This window comes from Cellulomonas sp. C5510, assembly GCF_019797765.1.
In the GTDB taxonomy this organism is placed as follows: Bacteria; Actinomycetota; Actinomycetes; order Actinomycetales; family Cellulomonadaceae; genus Cellulomonas.
In genome coordinates, this window is record NZ_CP081862.1 from 863921 (window position 1) to 881248 (window position 17328).

Annotated in this window: 13 protein-coding genes; 10 read left to right on the forward strand and 3 right to left on the reverse strand. The window is 76.9% G+C overall.

Features of this window, described 5'->3' with window-relative positions:
* Positions 1–62: 62 nt before the first annotated feature.
* Positions 63–902 carry a polysaccharide deacetylase family protein gene (locus K5O09_RS03905; protein ID WP_222171537.1) on the forward strand — a complete coding sequence of 280 codons (840 nt, stop codon included), beginning with the start codon at positions 63–65 and terminating at the stop codon, positions 900–902.
* 87 nt (positions 903–989) lie between these two features.
* Here K5O09_RS03905 and K5O09_RS03910 read toward each other — a convergent pair whose 3' ends face one another.
* Together K5O09_RS03910 and lhgO are read right to left on the reverse strand one after the other, a co-directional pair.
* Entirely contained in the window at positions 990–2108 is a 1119-nt protein-coding gene (locus K5O09_RS03910) for a glycosyltransferase (RefSeq protein ID WP_222171538.1), read from the reverse strand.
* Between the two features lie 50 nt (positions 2109–2158).
* Positions 2159–3379, reverse strand: a complete 1221-nt coding sequence (gene lhgO / locus K5O09_RS03915; RefSeq protein WP_222171539.1) for an L-2-hydroxyglutarate oxidase — start codon at positions 3377–3379, stop codon at positions 2159–2161.
* A 176-nt stretch (positions 3380–3555) separates the two neighbouring features.
* Between lhgO and K5O09_RS03920 the strand changes: the two genes are divergently transcribed.
* The 5 genes from K5O09_RS03920 (at position 3556) to K5O09_RS03940 (ending at position 8535) form a co-directional block, all read left to right on the forward strand.
* Positions 3556–4416, forward strand: coding sequence for a glycosyltransferase (locus K5O09_RS03920; protein WP_222171540.1), 861 nt, complete (start codon positions 3556–3558; stop codon positions 4414–4416).
* A complete protein-coding gene (locus tag K5O09_RS03925) occupies positions 4413–5558 on the forward strand; it encodes a glycosyltransferase (RefSeq protein ID WP_222171541.1) in 1146 nt (381 codons plus the stop codon). The genes K5O09_RS03920 and K5O09_RS03925 overlap by 4 nt, the downstream gene beginning before the upstream one ends.
* A 1-nt stretch (position 5559) precedes the next feature.
* A complete protein-coding gene (locus K5O09_RS03930; protein ID WP_222171542.1) occupies positions 5560–6078 on the forward strand; it encodes a DapH/DapD/GlmU-related protein in 519 nt (172 codons plus the stop codon).
* A gap of 114 nt (positions 6079–6192) precedes the next feature.
* Positions 6193–7257 carry a glycosyltransferase family 2 protein gene (locus K5O09_RS03935; RefSeq protein WP_222171543.1) on the forward strand — a complete coding sequence of 355 codons (1065 nt, stop codon included), beginning with the start codon at positions 6193–6195 and terminating at the stop codon, positions 7255–7257.
* 87 nt (positions 7258–7344) lie between these two features.
* Positions 7345–8535: a glycosyltransferase family A protein gene (locus K5O09_RS03940; protein ID WP_222171544.1), complete on the forward strand. Its 1191-nt coding sequence runs from the start codon at positions 7345–7347 to the stop codon at positions 8533–8535.
* A gap of 18 nt (positions 8536–8553) precedes the next feature.
* Here K5O09_RS03940 and K5O09_RS03945 read toward each other — a convergent pair whose 3' ends face one another.
* Positions 8554–10230, reverse strand: a complete 1677-nt coding sequence (locus tag K5O09_RS03945; protein WP_222171545.1) for an acyltransferase — start codon at positions 10228–10230, stop codon at positions 8554–8556.
* A gap of 280 nt (positions 10231–10510) precedes the next feature.
* Between K5O09_RS03945 and mfd the strand changes: the two genes are divergently transcribed.
* From mfd to K5O09_RS03965, 4 genes are all read left to right on the forward strand, one after another.
* Entirely contained in the window at positions 10511–14161 is a 3651-nt protein-coding gene (gene mfd / locus K5O09_RS03950; protein ID WP_222171546.1) for a transcription-repair coupling factor, read from the forward strand.
* A 113-nt stretch (positions 14162–14274) separates the two neighbouring features.
* Positions 14275–14826, forward strand: a complete 552-nt coding sequence (locus K5O09_RS03955) for a SurA N-terminal domain-containing protein (RefSeq protein WP_222171547.1) — start codon at positions 14275–14277, stop codon at positions 14824–14826.
* Positions 14823–15593 (forward strand): MazG family protein, encoded by a 771-nt coding sequence (locus K5O09_RS03960; protein WP_255596080.1) that lies wholly within the window; start codon positions 14823–14825, stop codon positions 15591–15593. Before K5O09_RS03955 ends, K5O09_RS03960 begins: the two co-directional genes overlap by 4 nt.
* A gap of 172 nt (positions 15594–15765) precedes the next feature.
* Positions 15766–17328, forward strand: a complete 1563-nt coding sequence (locus K5O09_RS03965) for a Re/Si-specific NAD(P)(+) transhydrogenase subunit alpha (RefSeq protein WP_222171548.1) — start codon at positions 15766–15768, stop codon at positions 17326–17328.

Sequence of the window (17328 nt, forward strand, 5' to 3'; positions counted from 1 at the left end):
GAAGCAGCGAGCGCGCCGGCCGGGCGCCGACCCGGTCCCGGCCCGCGGCGCAGGAGGCCGTCATGCCGACACCCCTCGTCCCCCGCGAGCAGTCCGCCCCGCGGCTGCACCCCGGCCGCGGACGGGTCGTCCTGCGCCGCGACATGGGCGAGTTCGGGGCCCCCGCGCCGCGCCCCCTGCCCCGGCGCGCCGTCGTCGAGCTCGCCCGGCCCGTCCTCCAGCCGCTCGCGGCGCTCGTCGGCGTCGAGACGCTCGACCGGGTGGTCGCGCTGACGTTCGACGACGGCCCCGACCCGCACCACACGCCGCGCCTGCTCGACGTCCTGGCGGCGCGCGGCGCGCACGCGACGTTCTTCGTGCTGAGCGAGGCGGCGGAGCAGCACCCGGACCTCGTGCGGCGCATCGTCGCCGAGGGCCACGAGCTCGCCCTGCACAGCCGCGACCACCGGCGCCGGCTCGCGCAGGTGCCGTACGAGGAGTCCATGCGCGTGGTGGCGGAGTCGCGCGCCGTCGTGGAGCAGATCGCCGGGCAGCGGATCCACCTGTTCCGCCCGCCGTACGGGTCCCACACCGTGCGGCAGCGCCGCGGCTGGGCGCGCCAGGGCCTGCGCGTGGTGCTGTGGTCCTCGTCCGTCGAGGACTGGTACCACGGCGAGCAGGACGAGATGGAGCGCCGTGCGTACGCGTCGCTGCACCCCGGGGCGCTCGTGCTCATGCACGACACCCGCGCCGATCCGGAGACCGCCTCCGACCCGTCCGAGCTGCCCCGCCACGACCGCGCCGCGGTGCTCGACGCGCTGCTGCAGCGGATCGCCGCGGACGGCTACCGCACCCGCACCGCCGGTGAGCTGCTCGCCGAGTACCCGCCGGTGCGGGCGATGATGCGCGACATGATGCGCTGACCGGCGCGTCCACCGACCGGCGCCGGGTCCCTCCCTCCATCAGGGGCCCGGCGTCTGCGCATGCGGGCGGGCCGCGTCGCGACGGGATCAGGCGGCCAGCGTCGTCCCGCCCGACGCGCTGAGCGCGACCCGCAGGATCGCGGCGGCCACCGCGCTCTGGTCGAACGCCTGCTGCGCCGCGTGCGCGCGACCGGCGGCGGCGACCCGGGCGTACCGGGCGGGGTCCGCGAGCAGCTCCTCGACCGCGCCGGCCCACGTCTGCGGCGCCGCGTCCGGCTCCACGAGCACGCCACCGGGGCCGACCGCCTCGGGCAGCCCGCCGGCGCGCGTCGCGACCACGGGGATGCCGTTGGCCGCGGCCTCGAGCGCCACGCGCCCGAACGTCTCGACCACGCGGGACGGCGCGAGCAGGACGGCGGTGCGCCGGTAGACCTCCGCCATGCGGTCGGTCACCGGGGCGAGCCGCACGTTCGGCAGTGCGCGCAGCCGCCCGAGCAGGACGTCGCGCTCGTCCGGGTCCAGCGCCCACGCCTCCTGCAGCAGGAACTGCCGGTGCGGCAGCAGGGCGGCGACCGCGAGCGTGGTGTCGATGCCCTTGACGTCGCGGGGGTTGACCATCGTGACGTGCACCGGGTCGTGCCCGGTCGCGCGGCAGTCGCCCAGGTCCACCGGCGGGTAGACCACGGGGGTGTCGAGGCCGAGCGCGTCCCGGACCTGGCCGGCGACGTAGCGGGAGTTGCTCACCACGCGGACGCGCGGGTCGCGCAGCACGGCGGCGAACACCGGGTCCGTGGCGCTGCGCCGCGCGAGCTCGTCGACCTCCTGCATCGCGACGATGCGGATCAGCAGCGGGATCCCGCGGCGGTGCACCGGCTCGACGAGGTCGAACGTGGCCACGTCCTGCAGCGCGACCACGTCCCAGTCGCCGTCGTCCAGCCGCTGCTCCACCCCGGCGCGCAGCGCCCACGGCCCGTACCGCGTGGTCCGGTAGCCCTGGGCGTCGTCCGCCCAGGCGGCCGGGTGGCGCGGCCGCAGCCGCTGCAGGGCGCGGCGGGGGAGGAGCCGCCGGCCGCCGTACTTCGTCGCGACGACCTCCGGGGCGTGGCCCGCGCGCACGAGCTCCCGCGCCAGGTGGTGCAGGTCGAGGATGCCCCCGGCGGTCACCTCCGGCAGCACCGGGTGCTGCACGATCAGGGCGATGCGCATCGTGGTCTCCTTCGACCAGGGACTCGCCGCCGGGGTCGCCGCGTGCGGGCTCATGCGGCGTGCTCCAGGGGGACGGTGGCGTCGAGCCGCTCGACGATGTGGCGCGCGATCTCCAGCGACGCCGTGGCCGCCGGGGACGGCGCGTTCAGCACGTGGACCTGGCGCGCGGTCGTCTGGACGAGGAAGTCGTCGACCAGTCCGCCGTCGCGGCGCAGTGCCTGCGCGCGCACGCCGGACGGCGCGGGCACGAGGTCGCCGGCGGTGATCCCGGGCACCAGCCGGGCGAGGCTCCGGGCGAACGCGTGCGTCGACAGCGAGCGGCCCACCTCGGCCGCACCCGGCACGAGGTTGCGGGCGGCCAGCCGCCACAGACCGGGCCAGCCGAGCGCGTCGGCCATGTCGCCGGGCGACACGTCGCGCCACGTGTAGCCCTCGCGGGCGAGCGCGAGCACGGCGTTGGGCCCGGCGTGGACGTGCCCCTCGATGCCGCGCGTGAGGTGCACGCCGAGGAACGGGAACCGGGGGTCCGGCACGGGGTAGATGAGCCCGCGCACCTGCTCGCCGGCCTCGGGGGTGAGCTCGAAGTACTCCCCGCGGAACGGCACGATCCGCGCCTCCGGCTGCAGCCCGCACGCGCGGGCGACCCGGTCGGCGTGCAGCCCGGCGCACACGACGAGCGCGTCGACCTCGCGGTCCGCCTTGTCGGTCCGCACCTCGACGCGGCCGCGCGTGCCGGGCCGGTCGGGAACGGTCCGCGCGGCGAGCACGTCCTCGCCCAGCACGACCTCGCCGCCGGCGGCCTCGACGTCCGCGGCGAGCGCACGGCACACGCCGGGGTAGTCGACGATGCCGGTCGACTCGACGCGCAGCGCGCCGACCGCGCGGACGTGCGGCTCGTGCTCGCGGGCCTCGGACGGGCTGAGCCGCCGGGCGGGCACCCCGTTGGCGACAGCGCGGTCCGCGAGCTTCTCCAGGCCCGGCAGCTCGCGCTCGGAGGTGGCCACGACCAGCTTGCCGCAGATCTCGACCGGCACGCCGCGCTCGCGGGCGTACGCGGTGAGCGACCGGGCGCCGGCGGCGGCCATCGTCGCCTTGAGGCTGCCGGGCGCGTAGTACAGGCCGGAGTGCACGACACCGGAGTTGCGGCCGGTCTGGTGCAGGGCCAGCCCGTCCTCCTTCTCCAGGACGGTGACCTGGTCGCCGCGCGCGGCCAGGCGGGCGGCCACCGCCAGCCCGACGATCCCGCTGCCGACGACGAGGACGTGGCTCATGCCGTGCTCCTTCCGGGTGGCCCGGTCGGGCCGCAGGCCGCCGCGGCGGCGCGGTGGGCGGACCCCCGTCCGCACCGCGAGGCTAGCCGTCCGTGATGCCCGCTATGTCCGCTTTCGCCGGAATTCACCCTGGAGGCGGTGCCGCCTCCGGGGGACCCCCACCTACGCTCGACGCCATGACCTCCCCGGGCACCGTGAGCGCCGTCGTGTACTCCCGAGACGAGGCCGACCTGCTGCGCGACTGCCTGCCGCGGCTGGCCGGGTTCGACGAGGTGCTCGTCTGCGACATGGGCTCGCGCGACGACACCACCGCCGTCGCCGCCGAGCACGGTGCGCGCGTGGTGCCGGTCCCGGACGCGCCCGTCGTGGAGCAGGTGCGCCAGCTCGGGCTCGATGCGGCGAGCAGCGACTGGGTGCTGTTCGTGGACGCCGACGAGCACCTCCCGGCAGGGTTCCGCGAGGCGCTGCAGCCCGTGCTCGACGGTCCCGACGACGTCGCCGGCGTGCGGCTGCGGTACGACAACGTGGCGTTCGGCCGGCTGCTGGAGCACTCGCTGCGCGGCAGCGCCAAGTTCGCCCTCCTGCGGCGCGGGCGCGCGCACTACGCCGAGCCGGCGCTCGCGCACGTCCCCCCGGTGCTGGACGGCCGCGGGGTCGACGCCCCGGACGCCGTCCCGGCCATCGCCCACCTGAACTTCCGCTCCATCGGCCAGACGACCGAGAAGATCCTCCGGTACGCCGCGAACAACCCCGGACGGTTCACCCGGTTGGACGATCCTGTCGCCCTGCTGCGGGAGCTGCTGCGGTCGACCGTCTACTCCGGTGTCTGGCGCGACGGCCGCGCGGGTTTCGCGGTCGCCGCTCTGCACACGTTCGGGCACCTGTACGGCTCGCTGCTCGAGGACGAGCGCACGGGGCGCCTGACGCAGGACGTGCCGCGCCGCCGCACCCGGCTGCTCGGCCTGGCGGAGGGGCTGCAGCGCACCGCGGTCGGGGTGCGGGACGGGGTCCGCGGCGGCCGGCGGGGGACACGGTGACCGCCGACCGCACGGTGCAGCGGCTGGTGCACGTGACGCGGCTGCCGCCCAGCCCGAGCGGCGTCGCGGCCTACGCCCAGGCGTTCCGCCCGGTGCTGGAGGAGCTCGGGGACGTCGACGTCGAGCGGCTGCCGCCCGATCCGGCGGCGTCCCAGTCGGCGGTGCTGGCCCTGCGGCTGGCCCGTCGGCTCGCCCGTCGCGCCCCGTCCGACGTCCTGGTGGTCGAGCAGGCCGGCCGGGGGCTGGCGGAGTTCTGGGCCGCCTGGTGGCTGGCGCTCCGCGGTCGCCGGGTGTGGCTCATGGTGCACGACGTCCCGGAGCTCTCCGGCGGCGCGTTCTTCACCACGCTGCTCGACCGTCGCGGGGGGCGCAGGCTGGCCGCGTTCCTGTCCGCCACGCTCGGTCGCCGGGCGGAGCGCGGCCTGCTGCAGCGGGCGGAGCGCGTGCTGTGCCTGTCGCCGGCCGGGGCGCGGACGCTGGAGCGCGCGCACCGGCTGACCCGCCCCGTGCAGGACCTCCCGCACGTCGGCGCGGTCGTTGAGGTGCCGACCGGCGGCCGGACCGAGGTCCTGGTGCCGGGCTACGTCGCGGACGCCGCCGACGTGGTCCCGCTGGTGCGGGTGGCGGGCGGGCTGCCCGACGGCTGGACGCTGGCCGTCGGCGCGGCAGCGCCGGCCACCGAGGAGCGGGTGCGGGCGGAGGCTGCGGCGCGGGGGGTGCTCGACCGTGTCCGCCTGCTGGGGTTCCTGCCCGAGACCGAGGTCCGGGCGTCGTTCGCCCGCGCGGCCGTCGTCGTCCGGTGGCGGCGCGACGGCTGGGGCGGGGGTGGAGCCTTCGCGGTGAGCGGCCCGCTCGTCGCCGCGCTGGGCCACGGCTGCGCCGTCGTCACGAACGACTCCCGGGGCGCGTCGCACCTGTTCGACGAGGCGCAGGTCGTCGTCGTCGGGGACGGCGAGCCGGGTGAGCGCGAGCTGGTCGCGGCCGTCCGGGCGCTCGTGGCGGACGGCGGGGACCGGCGCCGGCGGGGGGAGGCGGGACGCGCCCTGGTCCGTCGCGAGCACCTGCCGGGCGCGATCGCCGCACGGCTGGTCGGGGCGCGGGAGCCGGAGCGCGCGGGCGCCGTCCGCGGGAAGGAGGCCTGAGGTGGGACGACGGGGAGAGCTGGTCTTCAACCGGGTCATCACGCACGTGCCGAGCAACGCGCTGCGCATCGCGACGCTGCGCCGGCTGGGCGCGGACCTCGGCGAGCACGTGTACCTGTTCGGAGGCTCCGAGGTCCTCGAGCCGGGCAACCTGCGGATCGCCGGGCGCTGCCACGTCGGGCGGTTCTGCCAGGTGGACGCGCGCGGTGGGATCGACATCGGGCACGACGTCGTCATCGCGAGCCACGTCCTGCTGGTGACCGCCGACCACGACCTGCGCGACCCGGGGTTCGCGGGGCGGCTCGGGCCGATCGTCATCGGCGACCGGGCCTGGCTGGCGAGCCGGTCGACGGTGGTGCGGGGCGTCACGATCGGCGAGGGGGCCGTCGTCGCGGCGGGCGCGGTGGTGACGCAGGACGTGCCGCCGTGGACCGTCGTCGGCGGCGTCCCGGCGAAGCCGGTCGGGGAGCGGCCGCGCGAGCAGCACTACCGCATCGACTACGGGCCCGAGCGGTACTGACGCCGCCGGCCACCGCCCCGGGGGCTGCCGAGGACCGCGGCCGGCGCGGCGTGCGGGACGGCCGGACGCGTGCTTCGATGGGTGAAATGTCACGGTTTGACCCATAGGGGGACCATGCGCGCGCCAGCTCGCCACGCCGGATCCGACCCCGTCGCCGTCTCCGTGGTCATCGCCGCGCGCGACGCCGCCGCCACGCTCCCGGACCAGCTCCGCGCCCTCGCCGCCCAGCGCGCCGAGCGCCCCTGGGAGGTCATCGTGGCCGACAACGGCTCGACCGACGGCACCCGCGAGGTCGTGGAGGAGGCACGCTCCTGGCTGCCGCAGGCCCGCCTGGTCGACGCCGCCGGGACGCCCGGCGCCGGTGCGGCGCGCAACGCCGCCGCCCGGGTCGCCCGCGGCGGCACGCTGCTGTTCTGCGACGCGGACGACGTCGTGGCGCCCGGGTGGATCGACGCGCTCGGCGCCGCCGTCGACCGCGACGGCGTCGTCGCCGGCCGCCTGGAGTGGCACCGTCTCAACGACCGGGCGTCCCGCCGCTCGCGCGCGCTGCCGCAGGTCGACGGGCTCCAGTACACCGAGCCGCTGCCCTGGCTGCCGTGCGCGGCGGCCAGCAACCTCGGGATCGGACGGGAGCTGTTCCACCGCATCGGCCGCTTCGACACCCGCGCGCGCTGGCTGCAGGACACGGACCTGTGCTGGCGGGCCCAGCTGGCCGGGAGCCCCCTGGGGTTCGAGCCGGCCGCGGTCGTGCACATGCGGCTGCGGCACGGGCTCCGCGACACCTGGGACCAGGGCCGCCACAGCGGGATGGGCCAGCGCTGGCTCGCCGCCCGGTACGGGGACGTGCGGGAGGCGCTCGCGGCGCACCACGAACCGACGCCCCGCCCGGGTCCGGAGCGGGGCGGCCCGCACCAGCGCCTGCTGCGGAGCACGCCGGTGCGGGTCGTGCGCCGGGCCGGCGCGGTCGCCGGCGAGATCGTGCGCGTGCGGTCGCGCGGTGATGTGGCACGGCTGTCGTGGTCGACAGGGTTCGGACTGGGCTACGCGCTCGGCGGGCTGCCGGACCCCGAGCCGTTCCCGCCGGGCCAGGTCGCAGGTCTGGCCGGCCGCGGCGTGACGCCCGGCCGCGGGGGCGGTGCGCACGGGCGGGCGGACCCGGGGGACCACCCGGACGGGTGAGACGCTCGACCCGGCCTGTCCGGTTTGGGAGGGTATGACCTCATCCCCGGGTGCCCGTGCCCGGGGCCGTGCCACCGGGAGGTGAGGGTGCCCGAGTCGCTCCCGGGGCGCGTCGACGTCTCCGTGGTCGTCGTGGCCCGCGGGTCGGAGCCGGGACTGCCCCGGACGTTGCTCGACCTCCTCGCCGCCCTCGACGCCGCGGCGCGCGGTCCGCACGCCGGGTCCGGGGGGCCCGCCGTCCCGCTGCGGGGCGACCGGCTCGGCGGGGAGATCGTGCTCGTCGCCGGGGACGCGGCCTCCCTGGGCCCCGTGCTGCGCGCCTGCGGGCGACGGCTGCGGGTCGTCGCCGCGCCCGGCGTCGGTGCGGCGCGCGCCCGCAACCTCGGCGTCGCGGCGTCCCGCGGCCGGTACCTGCTCTTCACGCTGGCGGAGGTGCGGGTCCCCGCCGGCTGGGTGACGGCGATGACCGCGCCGATGCGTGCCGGCCGTGCCGACCTCGTCGGGGGCGCTGTGCACGCCCGGGCCCGCGTGCCGGCCGGCCCGGCCGACCGCGTGCTCGGTCTCGTCCCCGACCCGCCTCCGGCCGGGGCCTGGCCCGCCGCCGCGGGCGGCACGACGCGGGCCGTGCTCGAGGCCGTGGGGTTCGACGAGGGGCTCGCCGCCGACGAGGAGGGCGCGGCGGCCGTCTTCCGGCGTGACGCGGTCGGCGCAGGCTTCCGTGAGGCCGCCGTCTCCGGCAGCCCGGTGCTGCTGGGCCGTGACCCGCGCACCGGACGCCGTGCCGCGGCGCGCCGCGCCCGGGCGCTGGGCCGGGTCGACGCGTACGTCGTCCGCCACCTCGGTCAGGGCCGCCCCGCGCTGCTCCCCGCCCTGGCCGCCCTGCTCCGGGACGCGGCCGTGGTGCTGCTGCTGGGCGCGCGCCACGCCCCGCCGGACCGTCTCCTGCCCGCCCGCGCGGCCTGCGCCCGGTCGGCGGAGCTGCTCCGGCAGCGGCGGGCGTCCGACCGGGAGCCGCCGCGCTCCGCCGAAGGCGACGTCCCCGGCGGCGCGGGCGCGCCCCGGGCGGCCGCGCCCGTCGCGCTGGTCACCCGTCCCCGGTCGTCGGCCGTGGCGGTCTGCGCGGCCCCCGGTGCACCGGGGGCCGCGCAGGACGCTGCCGCGGTCCGGGAGCCGTCCGCCGGAGCGAGAGGGCCGCGCGGGTCCGTGGTCGACTTCTGGCGCCGACCGCCGCACAGCCGGCCCGCCGCGCCCGTGCTGCCGGACCGCAGCGCGTCCTGACACCGGACGCGCCGGAGATCAGGTCCGCGCGCCGCCCGCCCCGGGCGGGACCGGGTGGGCCGGGTGGAGCGGGCGGGCCGCATCGACGGGCCGGGCCGGGCGGGACGGAGGCGGCGGAGGGGACCACGCCGTCGGCACGGGGCGGACGGTCGTCGGCCCGGCGCCGCGCGCCGTGGCCGCGGGTGGTGCGGCCGGGGCCCACGGCCGCACCCGCACCGGTGCCGGCGGGGGCGTGCGCGGCGCGGCCGGCGGGCGCCATCCCGGCGTCCCGTGGTCGGCCGCACCGGCCCAGCGCGCCTCGGAGGCCGAGCCCGGGCCGCCCGGCAGCGCGCCGTCCGGCTCCGCCGCGAGGGCACCCGCGACGGCACCCGCAGCGGCACCCGCGGCTGGTGCCCCGGGCGCGACCGCCCCGTGCACCACGGCTCCGGCGGCGGTCGCCCCGCCGGCCGCGACGACGTGGCCGGCGGGGAGCACGGGTGCCGGGGCGGCCGTCGCGAGCACGGCACGGCCGGCGGTCCCGGGGACAGGGAACGACCACGCGACGGAGCGGGGCCGGGAGTGACGGGGTCGCCGCTCGGCCCGCGCGTGCGCGGCGGCGCCGAGCTCCGCGAGCGACGGCCTCGGCTGCTGCCGGGCCCCGGCGAGCAGCCGCGCGCGGGCCGGCACCTCGACCCCGCGGTACAGCCCGAACGCCAGCGCGGCGGAGACGGCGAGCACCAGCGGGATCGTCACGGGACCCCGCACCGGTGTCACCAGCACCATCTTGATCACGAGCTCGTGCAGCAGGTAGAAGGAGAACGACAGCGCACCCGCCACGACCACCGCCGGGTGCCGCGCCCAGCGGTTGCCACCGTCGATGTCCCCCCGCGCGCACCGGGCGGCGAGCGGCGCGAAGGCGACGGCGAGCGCGGCGGTGAGCACCGTGGGGTGGACCGTGACGGCGGCGGCGCCGAGGATGCCGACGGCGAGCAGGCCGAGCAGCACCGGGGCCGGGACCCGGGGTCGCCACCCCTCCTGCACCGCCATCGCGGTCACCATGCCGAGCACGAACTCCGGGAGCCGGGCCGGGGGCAGGTGGAACAGCAGCGGGACGGTGGCCGGCCAGAGCACGCCCACGAGCGGCGGGACGGCGAGCGCGCCGAGGGCGACGGCGGTGCGCGTGCGCGCGCGCATCCGCCGCAGGCCCCACAGGAGCAGCGGGAACGCCACGTAGAACGCGATCTCGCAGGACAGCGACCACGTGACGCCGTTGACCGCGAACACGAGCTGCGCGTCGGGGGACCACGCCTGCAGCAGGAGCAGGCCCACGACCGCGGTCGTGGGGTCGAGCACCTGCTCCATGAGCACGACCGCGATCGCCAGCCCGAGCAGCCAGGTCACCACGTGGTTCGGGACGATGCGCGCGAGCCGCCTGCGGTAGAACGTGCCGACGGTCGTGCCGGGCCGTGCGGTCCAGGTCAGCACGAAGCCGGACAGGACGAAGAACAGCCCGACGCCGGTGAACCCGGCGCTGGAACCGCGGATCACCTGCAGGTTCCAGGCGTTGACGTGGTACAGCATCACGAGCAGCGCGCCGACGGCCCGCAGCCCGTTGAGGCTCCACAGGACGGGGAGCGACGGGGCCGCGCCGTCCGCCGCGGCAGCGCCCGCCGCCGTCGCGCAGGGCACGCTCCGCGCAGGCGCGGATCCCGTCATGTCGTCTCCCGGTGGGTCGGCGGCAGGGTGGCCGGTGCCGGCGCGGGTGGTCTGCACGCCGTCGGCGGGCCCGGCGGGCCGGGCAGCTGAACCGGGTCCTGCCCGACCGGGTCCGTGAGGGCACGGCCCTCGGTGCAAATTAGGACAAACTGGGTGAGACCGTGTCAAGAACCCGGCCGCAGATGAGGGTGTCGGTGGGCGCTCGTAGAGTGGTGCACCCACCCCGGGTCCTCTGGATCCGGGGTTCTCGTGCTGTGCGCCCCCGTGGCGGAAGGAACCCATGAACGTCGCCGGTCTGCTGCCCGTCCTGCTCGCCGACCCCGCGGTGGCGCGCGCCGTCGGCCTGGTCGCCGCCCGCGGCGAGGTCGACGTCGTCGGGCCGGCCGGCGTGCGCCCTCCGCTGCTCGCCGCTCTCGCGGGGGCCCGGACGGCGGGTGCCGGGGCGGGAGCGGCGGACCGTCCCCGCCCCGGGGCCGGGCGCCCTCTCGTCGTCGTGACCGCGACCGGCCGTGACGCCGACGAGATGGCGGCCGCGCTGCGCTGCTACCTGGCCGACGACGACGTGGCCGTCCTCCCGTCGTGGGAGACGCTCCCGCACGAGCGCCTGTCCCCGCGCGCCGACACCGTGGCCCGGCGGCTCGCGGTGTTCCGCCGGCTGGCGCACCCCGACCCCGAGCCGGGCCACGCCGGACCGATCCGCGTGCTCGTGATGCCGGTGCGCGCGCTGCTCCAGCCGGTCGTCGACGGCCTGGGCGAGCTCGAGCCCGTCGCGCTCGCGGCCGGGGACCGTGCGGACCTCACCGACGTCGCCGAGCGCCTGGTGGCGGCCGCGTACAGCCGCGTCGACATGGTGGAGCGGCGCGGCGAGTTCGCGGTCCGCGGCGGCATCCTCGACGTGTTCCCGCCGACCGAGGACCACCCGCTGCGCATCGAGCTGTGGGGCGACACCGTCGAGGAGATCCGCTGGTTCTCGGTCGCCGACCAGCGCAGCCTCGAGATCGCCGACCACGGGCTGTGGGCGCCGCCGTGCCGGGAGATCCTCCTGACCGACGAGGTGCGCGAGCGCGCCGCCGCCCTGGTGGAGCGGCTGCCCGGCGCGGTGGACATGCTCGACAAGCTCGCGCAGGGCATCGCCGTCGAGGGGATGGAGTCGCTCGCCCCGGCCCTGGTGGAGCGGATGGTCCCGGTGCTCGACCTGGTGCCCGACGACGCGCTGCTCGTGCTCGCCGACCCCGAGCGGGTCCGCCGGCGCGCGCACGACCTGGTCGCCACCACCGAGGAGTTCCTCCAGGCGGCGTGGACGTCGGCGGCGGCGGGCGCCGCGACGCCGCTCGACCTGTCCGCCGCCTCGTTCGCCTCGTTCGCGGAGGTCCGGGCGCTCGCCGCCGTGCGGGGGCTCGGGTGGTGGACCCTCAGCCCGTTCACCCTCGACGCCGACGCGGCGGAGGGCGACCCCGACGGGCTGCGCGTCGCGGACGGTGTGGAGACGCTCGTGGTGGCGGCCCGCGACGTCGAGCGCTACCGCGGCGAGGTCGACCGCGCCGTCGCCGACGTGCGGCGGCTCCAGCAGGACGGCTGGCGGCTGGTCCTGGCGACCGAGGGGCACGGCCCCGCGCAGCGCATGACGGAGCAGCTGCGCGCCGCCGACGTCCCGGCACGCCTGGTGCCGGCGCTCGAGGCCGAGCCCGAGGGCGGGGTCGTGCTGGTCACACCGGCGCAGGTCGGCCCCGGCTTCGTGGCCGAGGGGCTGCGTCTGGCGGTCTTCTCCGAGTCCGACCTCACCGGCCGCCCGGGGTCGAGCACGCGTGACATGCGCCGGATGCCCAGCCGGCGGCGCAACGTCGTCGACCCGCTGCAGCTCCGGCCGGGGGACTTCGTCGTGCACGAGCAGCACGGCGTCGGCAGGTTCGTCGAGCTCGTGTCCCGGACCATCGGCTCCGGCGCGGCCGCGGCGACCCGCGAGTACATGGTCATCGAGTACGCGTCGTCGAAGCGGGGCCAGCCGGGGGACCGGCTGTTCGTCCCGACCGACCAGCTCGACCAGGTGACCAAGTACGTCGGCGGCGAGGCGCCGAGCCTCAACAAGATGGGCGGCTCCGACTGGGCGAAGACCAAGGGCCGCGCCCGCAAGGCGGTCAAGGAGATCGCCGGGGAGCTGATCCGGCTCTACAGCGCGCGCATGGCGACCGCGGGCCACGCGTTCGGCCCCGACACCCCGTGGCAGCGCGAGCTGGAGGACGCGTTCGCCTACGTGGAGACGCCGGACCAGCTCGCGACGATCGACGAGGTCAAGCAGGACATGGAGAAGCCGATCCCCATGGACCGGTTGATCTGCGGCGACGTCGGCTACGGCAAGACGGAGATCGCGGTGCGCGCGGCGTTCAAGGCCGTGCAGGACGGCAAGCAGGTGGCGGTGCTGGTGCCGACCACGCTGCTGGTCCAGCAGCACCTCGACACGTTCACCGAGCGGTACGCGGGCTTCCCGGTCACGGTCAAGGCGCTGTCGCGGTTCCAGACGAAGGCCGAGTCCGAGGCGGTCGTCGACGGCCTGCGCGACGGCTCGGTGGACATCGTCATCGGCACGCACCGGCTCATCACCGGTGAGATCCGGTTCAAGGACCTCGGCCTGGTCGTCATCGACGAGGAGCAGCGGTTCGGCGTCGAGCACAAGGAGACGCTCAAGGCCCTGCGGACCAACGTCGACGTGCTGGCGATGTCCGCGACCCCGATCCCGCGGACCCTGGAGATGGCGGTCACCGGCATCCGGGAGATGTCGACGCTCGCCACGCCCCCGGAGGAGCGGCACCCGGTGCTGACCTTCGTCGGCGCGTACGAGGAGAAGCAGATCGCCGCCGCCATCCGCCGTGAGCTGCTGCGCGAGGGCCAGGTGTTCTACGTCCACAACAAGGTGGAGTCGATCGAGCGCACCGCGTCCCGGCTGCACGAGCTGGTGCCGGAGGCCCGCGTCGCCGTCGCCCACGGCAAGATGAACGAGCACCAGCTCGAGCAGGTCATCGTCGACTTCTGGGAGAAGAGGTTCGACGTCCTCGTCTGCACGACGATCGTCGAGACGGGCCTGGACATCTCGAACGCGAACACCCTCATCCTGGAGCGCGCCGACCGCCTCGGGCTCTCGCAGCTCCACCAGCTCCGCGGGCGCGTCGGCCGCGGCCGCGAGCGGGCGTACGCGTACTTCCTGTACCCGCCGGAGAAGCCCCTGACGGAGACCGCCCACGACCGGCTCGCGACGATCGCGGCGAACACGGACCTCGGTGCGGGCATGGCCGTGGCGATGAAGGACCTCGAGATCCGCGGCGCGGGCAACCTGCTGGGCGGCGAGCAGTCCGGCCACATCGAGGGCGTCGGGTTCGACCTGTACATCCGCATGGTGGGCGAGGCGGTGGCGTCCTACCGCGGCGACCAGCCGGAGGAGCTGCCCGACGTCACCGTGGAGCTGCCGGTGGACGCGCACATCCCGCACGACTACATCGCGCACGAGCGGCTGCGGCTCGAGGCGTACCGCAAGCTCGCGGCGGCCGCGGACGAGGCGGCGCTCACGGAGATCTCCGAGGAGCTCGTGGACCGGTACGGGCCGATCCCCGAGCCGGTCACGAACCTGTTCGCGGTCGCGCGGTTCCGGCTGCACGCCCGGGCGGCGGGTCTGAGCGACGTCACCGCGCAGGGCAGGTTCGTGCGGTTCGCGCCCGTCGAGCTGCCCGAGTCCGCGCAGCTGCGGCTCAAGCGGCTGTACCCGGGATCGGTGCTCAAGCCGGCGCTGCGCACGGTGCTGGTGCCGTTCCCCACGACGGCGCGCATCGGCGGCAAGCCCCTCCACGGCGAGGCGGTCCTGACGTGGGCGCGCCAGCTCATCGACGCGGTGGTGCTCGGGGACGTGGCCGCTGCGGCGGGCGTCGGCACGGCGGGGCGGTGACGGGCTCGCCGACCCGCCGCGCGCACGCCCCGCGTCCCGGGCTGCCAGGCGCGGCCTCTACGATGGCCCGGTCGGGCGAGGGTGCGACCAGGAGAAGGCAAGGTGAGCGTGCGGTGACGCGGAGGTCCAGCAGGCGGTTGCTGACGGTGACGGGCGCCGCGGCGCTGGTGGCGGCGCTCGCCGCGTGCAGCGGTGGTCAGCCCGGGGCGGCCGCGGTGGTCGGTGACCGCGTCGTGTCGTCGGCCGACGTCGACACCGCGACGCGCGAGCTCGGCGACGTGCTCCAGGGCGTGACGCAGTCCGCGATCGTGGGCGTCCTCGTCCAGGAGCCGCTGGTCGTCGGTGCGGCGCAGGACGCGGGCGTGGGCGTGTCGCCGGAGCAGGCGGGCGACGCCCTGCAGCAGCAGGTCGCGGCGGCCGGGGGCGACGAGGACCGCGAGTTCTCGGAGTCCTCCGTCGACGTCATGCGCTACGTCCTGTCCCTGCAGGCGCTGCAGGGCGCCTCGGACGCCGAGCAGCGGCTGACGGCGCTGCAGGAGGACCTGTCGTCCCTCGACTTCACGATCAACCCGCGCTTCGGCACGCGCACCGACGAGGGCACGATCGGCGCGACCACGTACCCGTGGCTCGTCGCCCAGGACGCCGCGGCGGACGCGACCCCGTGACCGCGGCGCCCGGCACCGCGCGGCCGGGCGGGCCCGGCGACGGGCACCCGGACCCGGCCGCGCGTCCGGGGGACGCCGCCGACGTCGCCGACCCGCTGCGCCGGCTCGTCGCCGTCATGGACCGGCTGCGCTCGCCGGGCGGCTGCCCGTGGGACGCCGAGCAGACGCACGCCTCGCTCGTCCCGTACGTGCTGGAGGAGGCCTACGAGGTCGCGGAGGCCGTGGAGCGCGGCGACCGGGCGAACCTGCGCGAGGAGCTGGGGGACCTCCTGCTGCAGGTGGTCTTCCACGCCCGCATCGCGCAGGAGGACCCGGACGACCCGTTCGACGTGGACGACGTCGCGGCGGACCTCGTCGCGAAGCTGGTCCGCCGGCACCCGCACGTGTTCGCGGGCGCGGAGGTCGACGGGAGCGACGGCGTGCACCGGCAGTGGGAGCGGATCAAGCGCGTCGAGAAGCAGCGCGAGTCCGTGCTCGACGGCGTCCCGCTGGCGATGGGGGCGCTGGCGCGGGCGCAGAAGATCGCCTCCCGCGCCGCGCGCGCGGACCTGGACGTCCCGGCCGGCGCGACCCTCCCCGTCGGCGCGGACGCGGTCCCCGCCGCTGACGGCGCTGCGGGCACCGGGGTCGGGGAGCGGCTCCTCGCGCTGGTGCAGGAGGCGCGCCGCGCGGGCCTCGACGCCGAGGGCGAGCTGCGGCGCGCGACGGCGGCGTGGGAGGCCCGGCTGCGGGCCGCGGAGGCCGCGGGCGTCCAGCAGGCGGACTGACCGGGCCGGCCGCGAGGCACGTCACACCGCCACCAGCAGCAGGAAAGCGATTGCCGGGCCGAAGGTCCGGCACGGCCCGCGCCCGGGCTGGGCAGGATGGTCGCGGCCACGCCCCCGCGCGGCCGGTCCCGCGCACCTGCGCGGGTGCGCGTCCACGGATGAGGAGGGGTCGATGAGGATCGGCGTCCCGAAGGAGAGCCGGCCCGGCGAGCGCCTGGTCGCCGCGACGCCCGCCACCGTCGCCCAGCTCGCGAAGCTCGGGTACGAGGTGGTGGTCGAGCACGGTGCGGGTGCCGCGGCGAGCTTCCCCGACGCGGCCTACGCCGAGGCGGGTGCGGCCCTCGCCGACGCCGCCGAGGTCTGGGCCAGCGACGTGGTCACCGCCGTGAACGCCCCGGCCGAGCACGAGATCGCCGCCCTGACCCCCGGCGCGACGCTGGTGTCGATGATGGCACCGGCCGCCCACCCCGAGCTCGTGGCGGCCCTCGCGGCCCGCGGCGTCTCGGCCCTGGCCCTCGACGCGGTCCCGCGCATCTCGCGCGCGCAGGCGCTCGACGTGCTGAGCACCATGTCCAACGTCGCCGGCTACCGGGCTGTCATCGAGGCCGCCGAGGAGTTCGGCGGGATGTTCACCGGCCAGGTGACCGCCGCGGGCAAGACGCCGCCGGCCACGGTGTTCGTGATCGGCGCCGGCGTCGCCGGGCTCGCGGCCATCGGCGCCGCCGGCAGCCTCGGCGCCCAGGTCCGCGCGTACGACGTGCGCCCCGAGGTCGGCGAGCAGATCGAGTCGATGGGCGCGACGTTCGTCCAGGCCGCGGCCGCCCAGCAGGAGGTCAGCGCCGACGGCTACGCCCGCGAGCTCACCGCGGAGCAGGAGCGCCTCACCGCGGAGATGTACGCCGCGGAGACCGCCAAGGCCGACATCGTCGTCACCACGGCGCTCGTCCGCGGCACCGCCCCCCGCACGATCAGCGCCGACATGGTCGCCGCGATGCGGCCCGGCAGCGTGATCGTCGACCTGGCCGCGTCCGGCGGCGGCAACTGCGAGCTGACCGTCCCGGGGGAGAAGGTCGTCACCGCGAACGGCGTGACGATCCTCGGGTACACCGACCTCACCAGCCGGATGGCGCGGCACACCTCGCAGCTCTTCGGCACCAACGTGGTCAACCTGCTCAAGCTCCTCACGCCGGGCAAGGACGGCGCGCTGGTGCTCGACATGGACGACGTCGTGCAGCGCGGGATGACCGTGACGAAGGCCGGGGAGGTGCTGTGGCCGCCCCCGCCGGTGCAGGTCTCCGCGGCACCCGCCGCCGACGCGGCGCCCGCCGTCGCGCCGGTCGACCCCGCCGAGAAGGCCCGGCTGGCCCGCGAGGCCGCGGCGCGCAAGGGCCGCCGGCAGATGGTCGGGCTCGCGCTCGGCGCCGTCCTGCTCGCCCTGGCGATCACGTTCTCGCCCGCCGCGTTCCTCGGGCACTTCACCGTGTTCGTGCTCGCGGTGTTCGTCGGCTACTACGTCATCTCCAACGTCAGCCACTCGCTGCACACCCCGCTGATGGCCCAGACCAACGCCATCTCCGGGATCATCCTCGTCGGCGCCCTGCTGCAGATCGGCAGCGACGACTGGGTGGTGTCGGCGCTCGCGTTCGCGGCGGCCGCGGTCGCCTCCATCAACATCTTCGGTGGCTTCCTCGTGGCCTACCGCATGATCGGGATGTTCCGGAAGGAGGAGGCCTGA

Bases quoted from the DNA above. Each gene is read 5' to 3' on its own strand.
- K5O09_RS03920 (WP_222171540.1), top strand. From the start codon at position 3,556: ATGACCTCCCCGGGCACCGTGAGCGCCGTCGTGTACTCCCGAGACGAG.
- K5O09_RS03965 (WP_222171548.1), top strand. From the start codon at position 15,766: ATGAGGATCGGCGTCCCGAAGGAGAGCCGGCCCGGCGAGCGCCTGGTC.
- K5O09_RS03945 (WP_222171545.1), bottom strand. From the start codon at position 10,230: ATGACGGGATCCGCGCCTGCGCGGAGCGTGCCCTGCGCGACGGCGGCG.
- mfd (WP_222171546.1), top strand. From the start codon at position 10,511: ATGAACGTCGCCGGTCTGCTGCCCGTCCTGCTCGCCGACCCCGCGGTG.
- K5O09_RS03910 (WP_222171538.1), bottom strand. From the start codon at position 2,108: ATGCGCATCGCCCTGATCGTGCAGCACCCGGTGCTGCCGGAGGTGACC.
- K5O09_RS03905 (WP_222171537.1), top strand. From the start codon at position 63: ATGCCGACACCCCTCGTCCCCCGCGAGCAGTCCGCCCCGCGGCTGCAC.
- K5O09_RS03935 (WP_222171543.1), top strand. From the start codon at position 6,193: ATGCGCGCGCCAGCTCGCCACGCCGGATCCGACCCCGTCGCCGTCTCC.
- lhgO (WP_222171539.1), bottom strand. From the start codon at position 3,379: ATGAGCCACGTCCTCGTCGTCGGCAGCGGGATCGTCGGGCTGGCGGTG.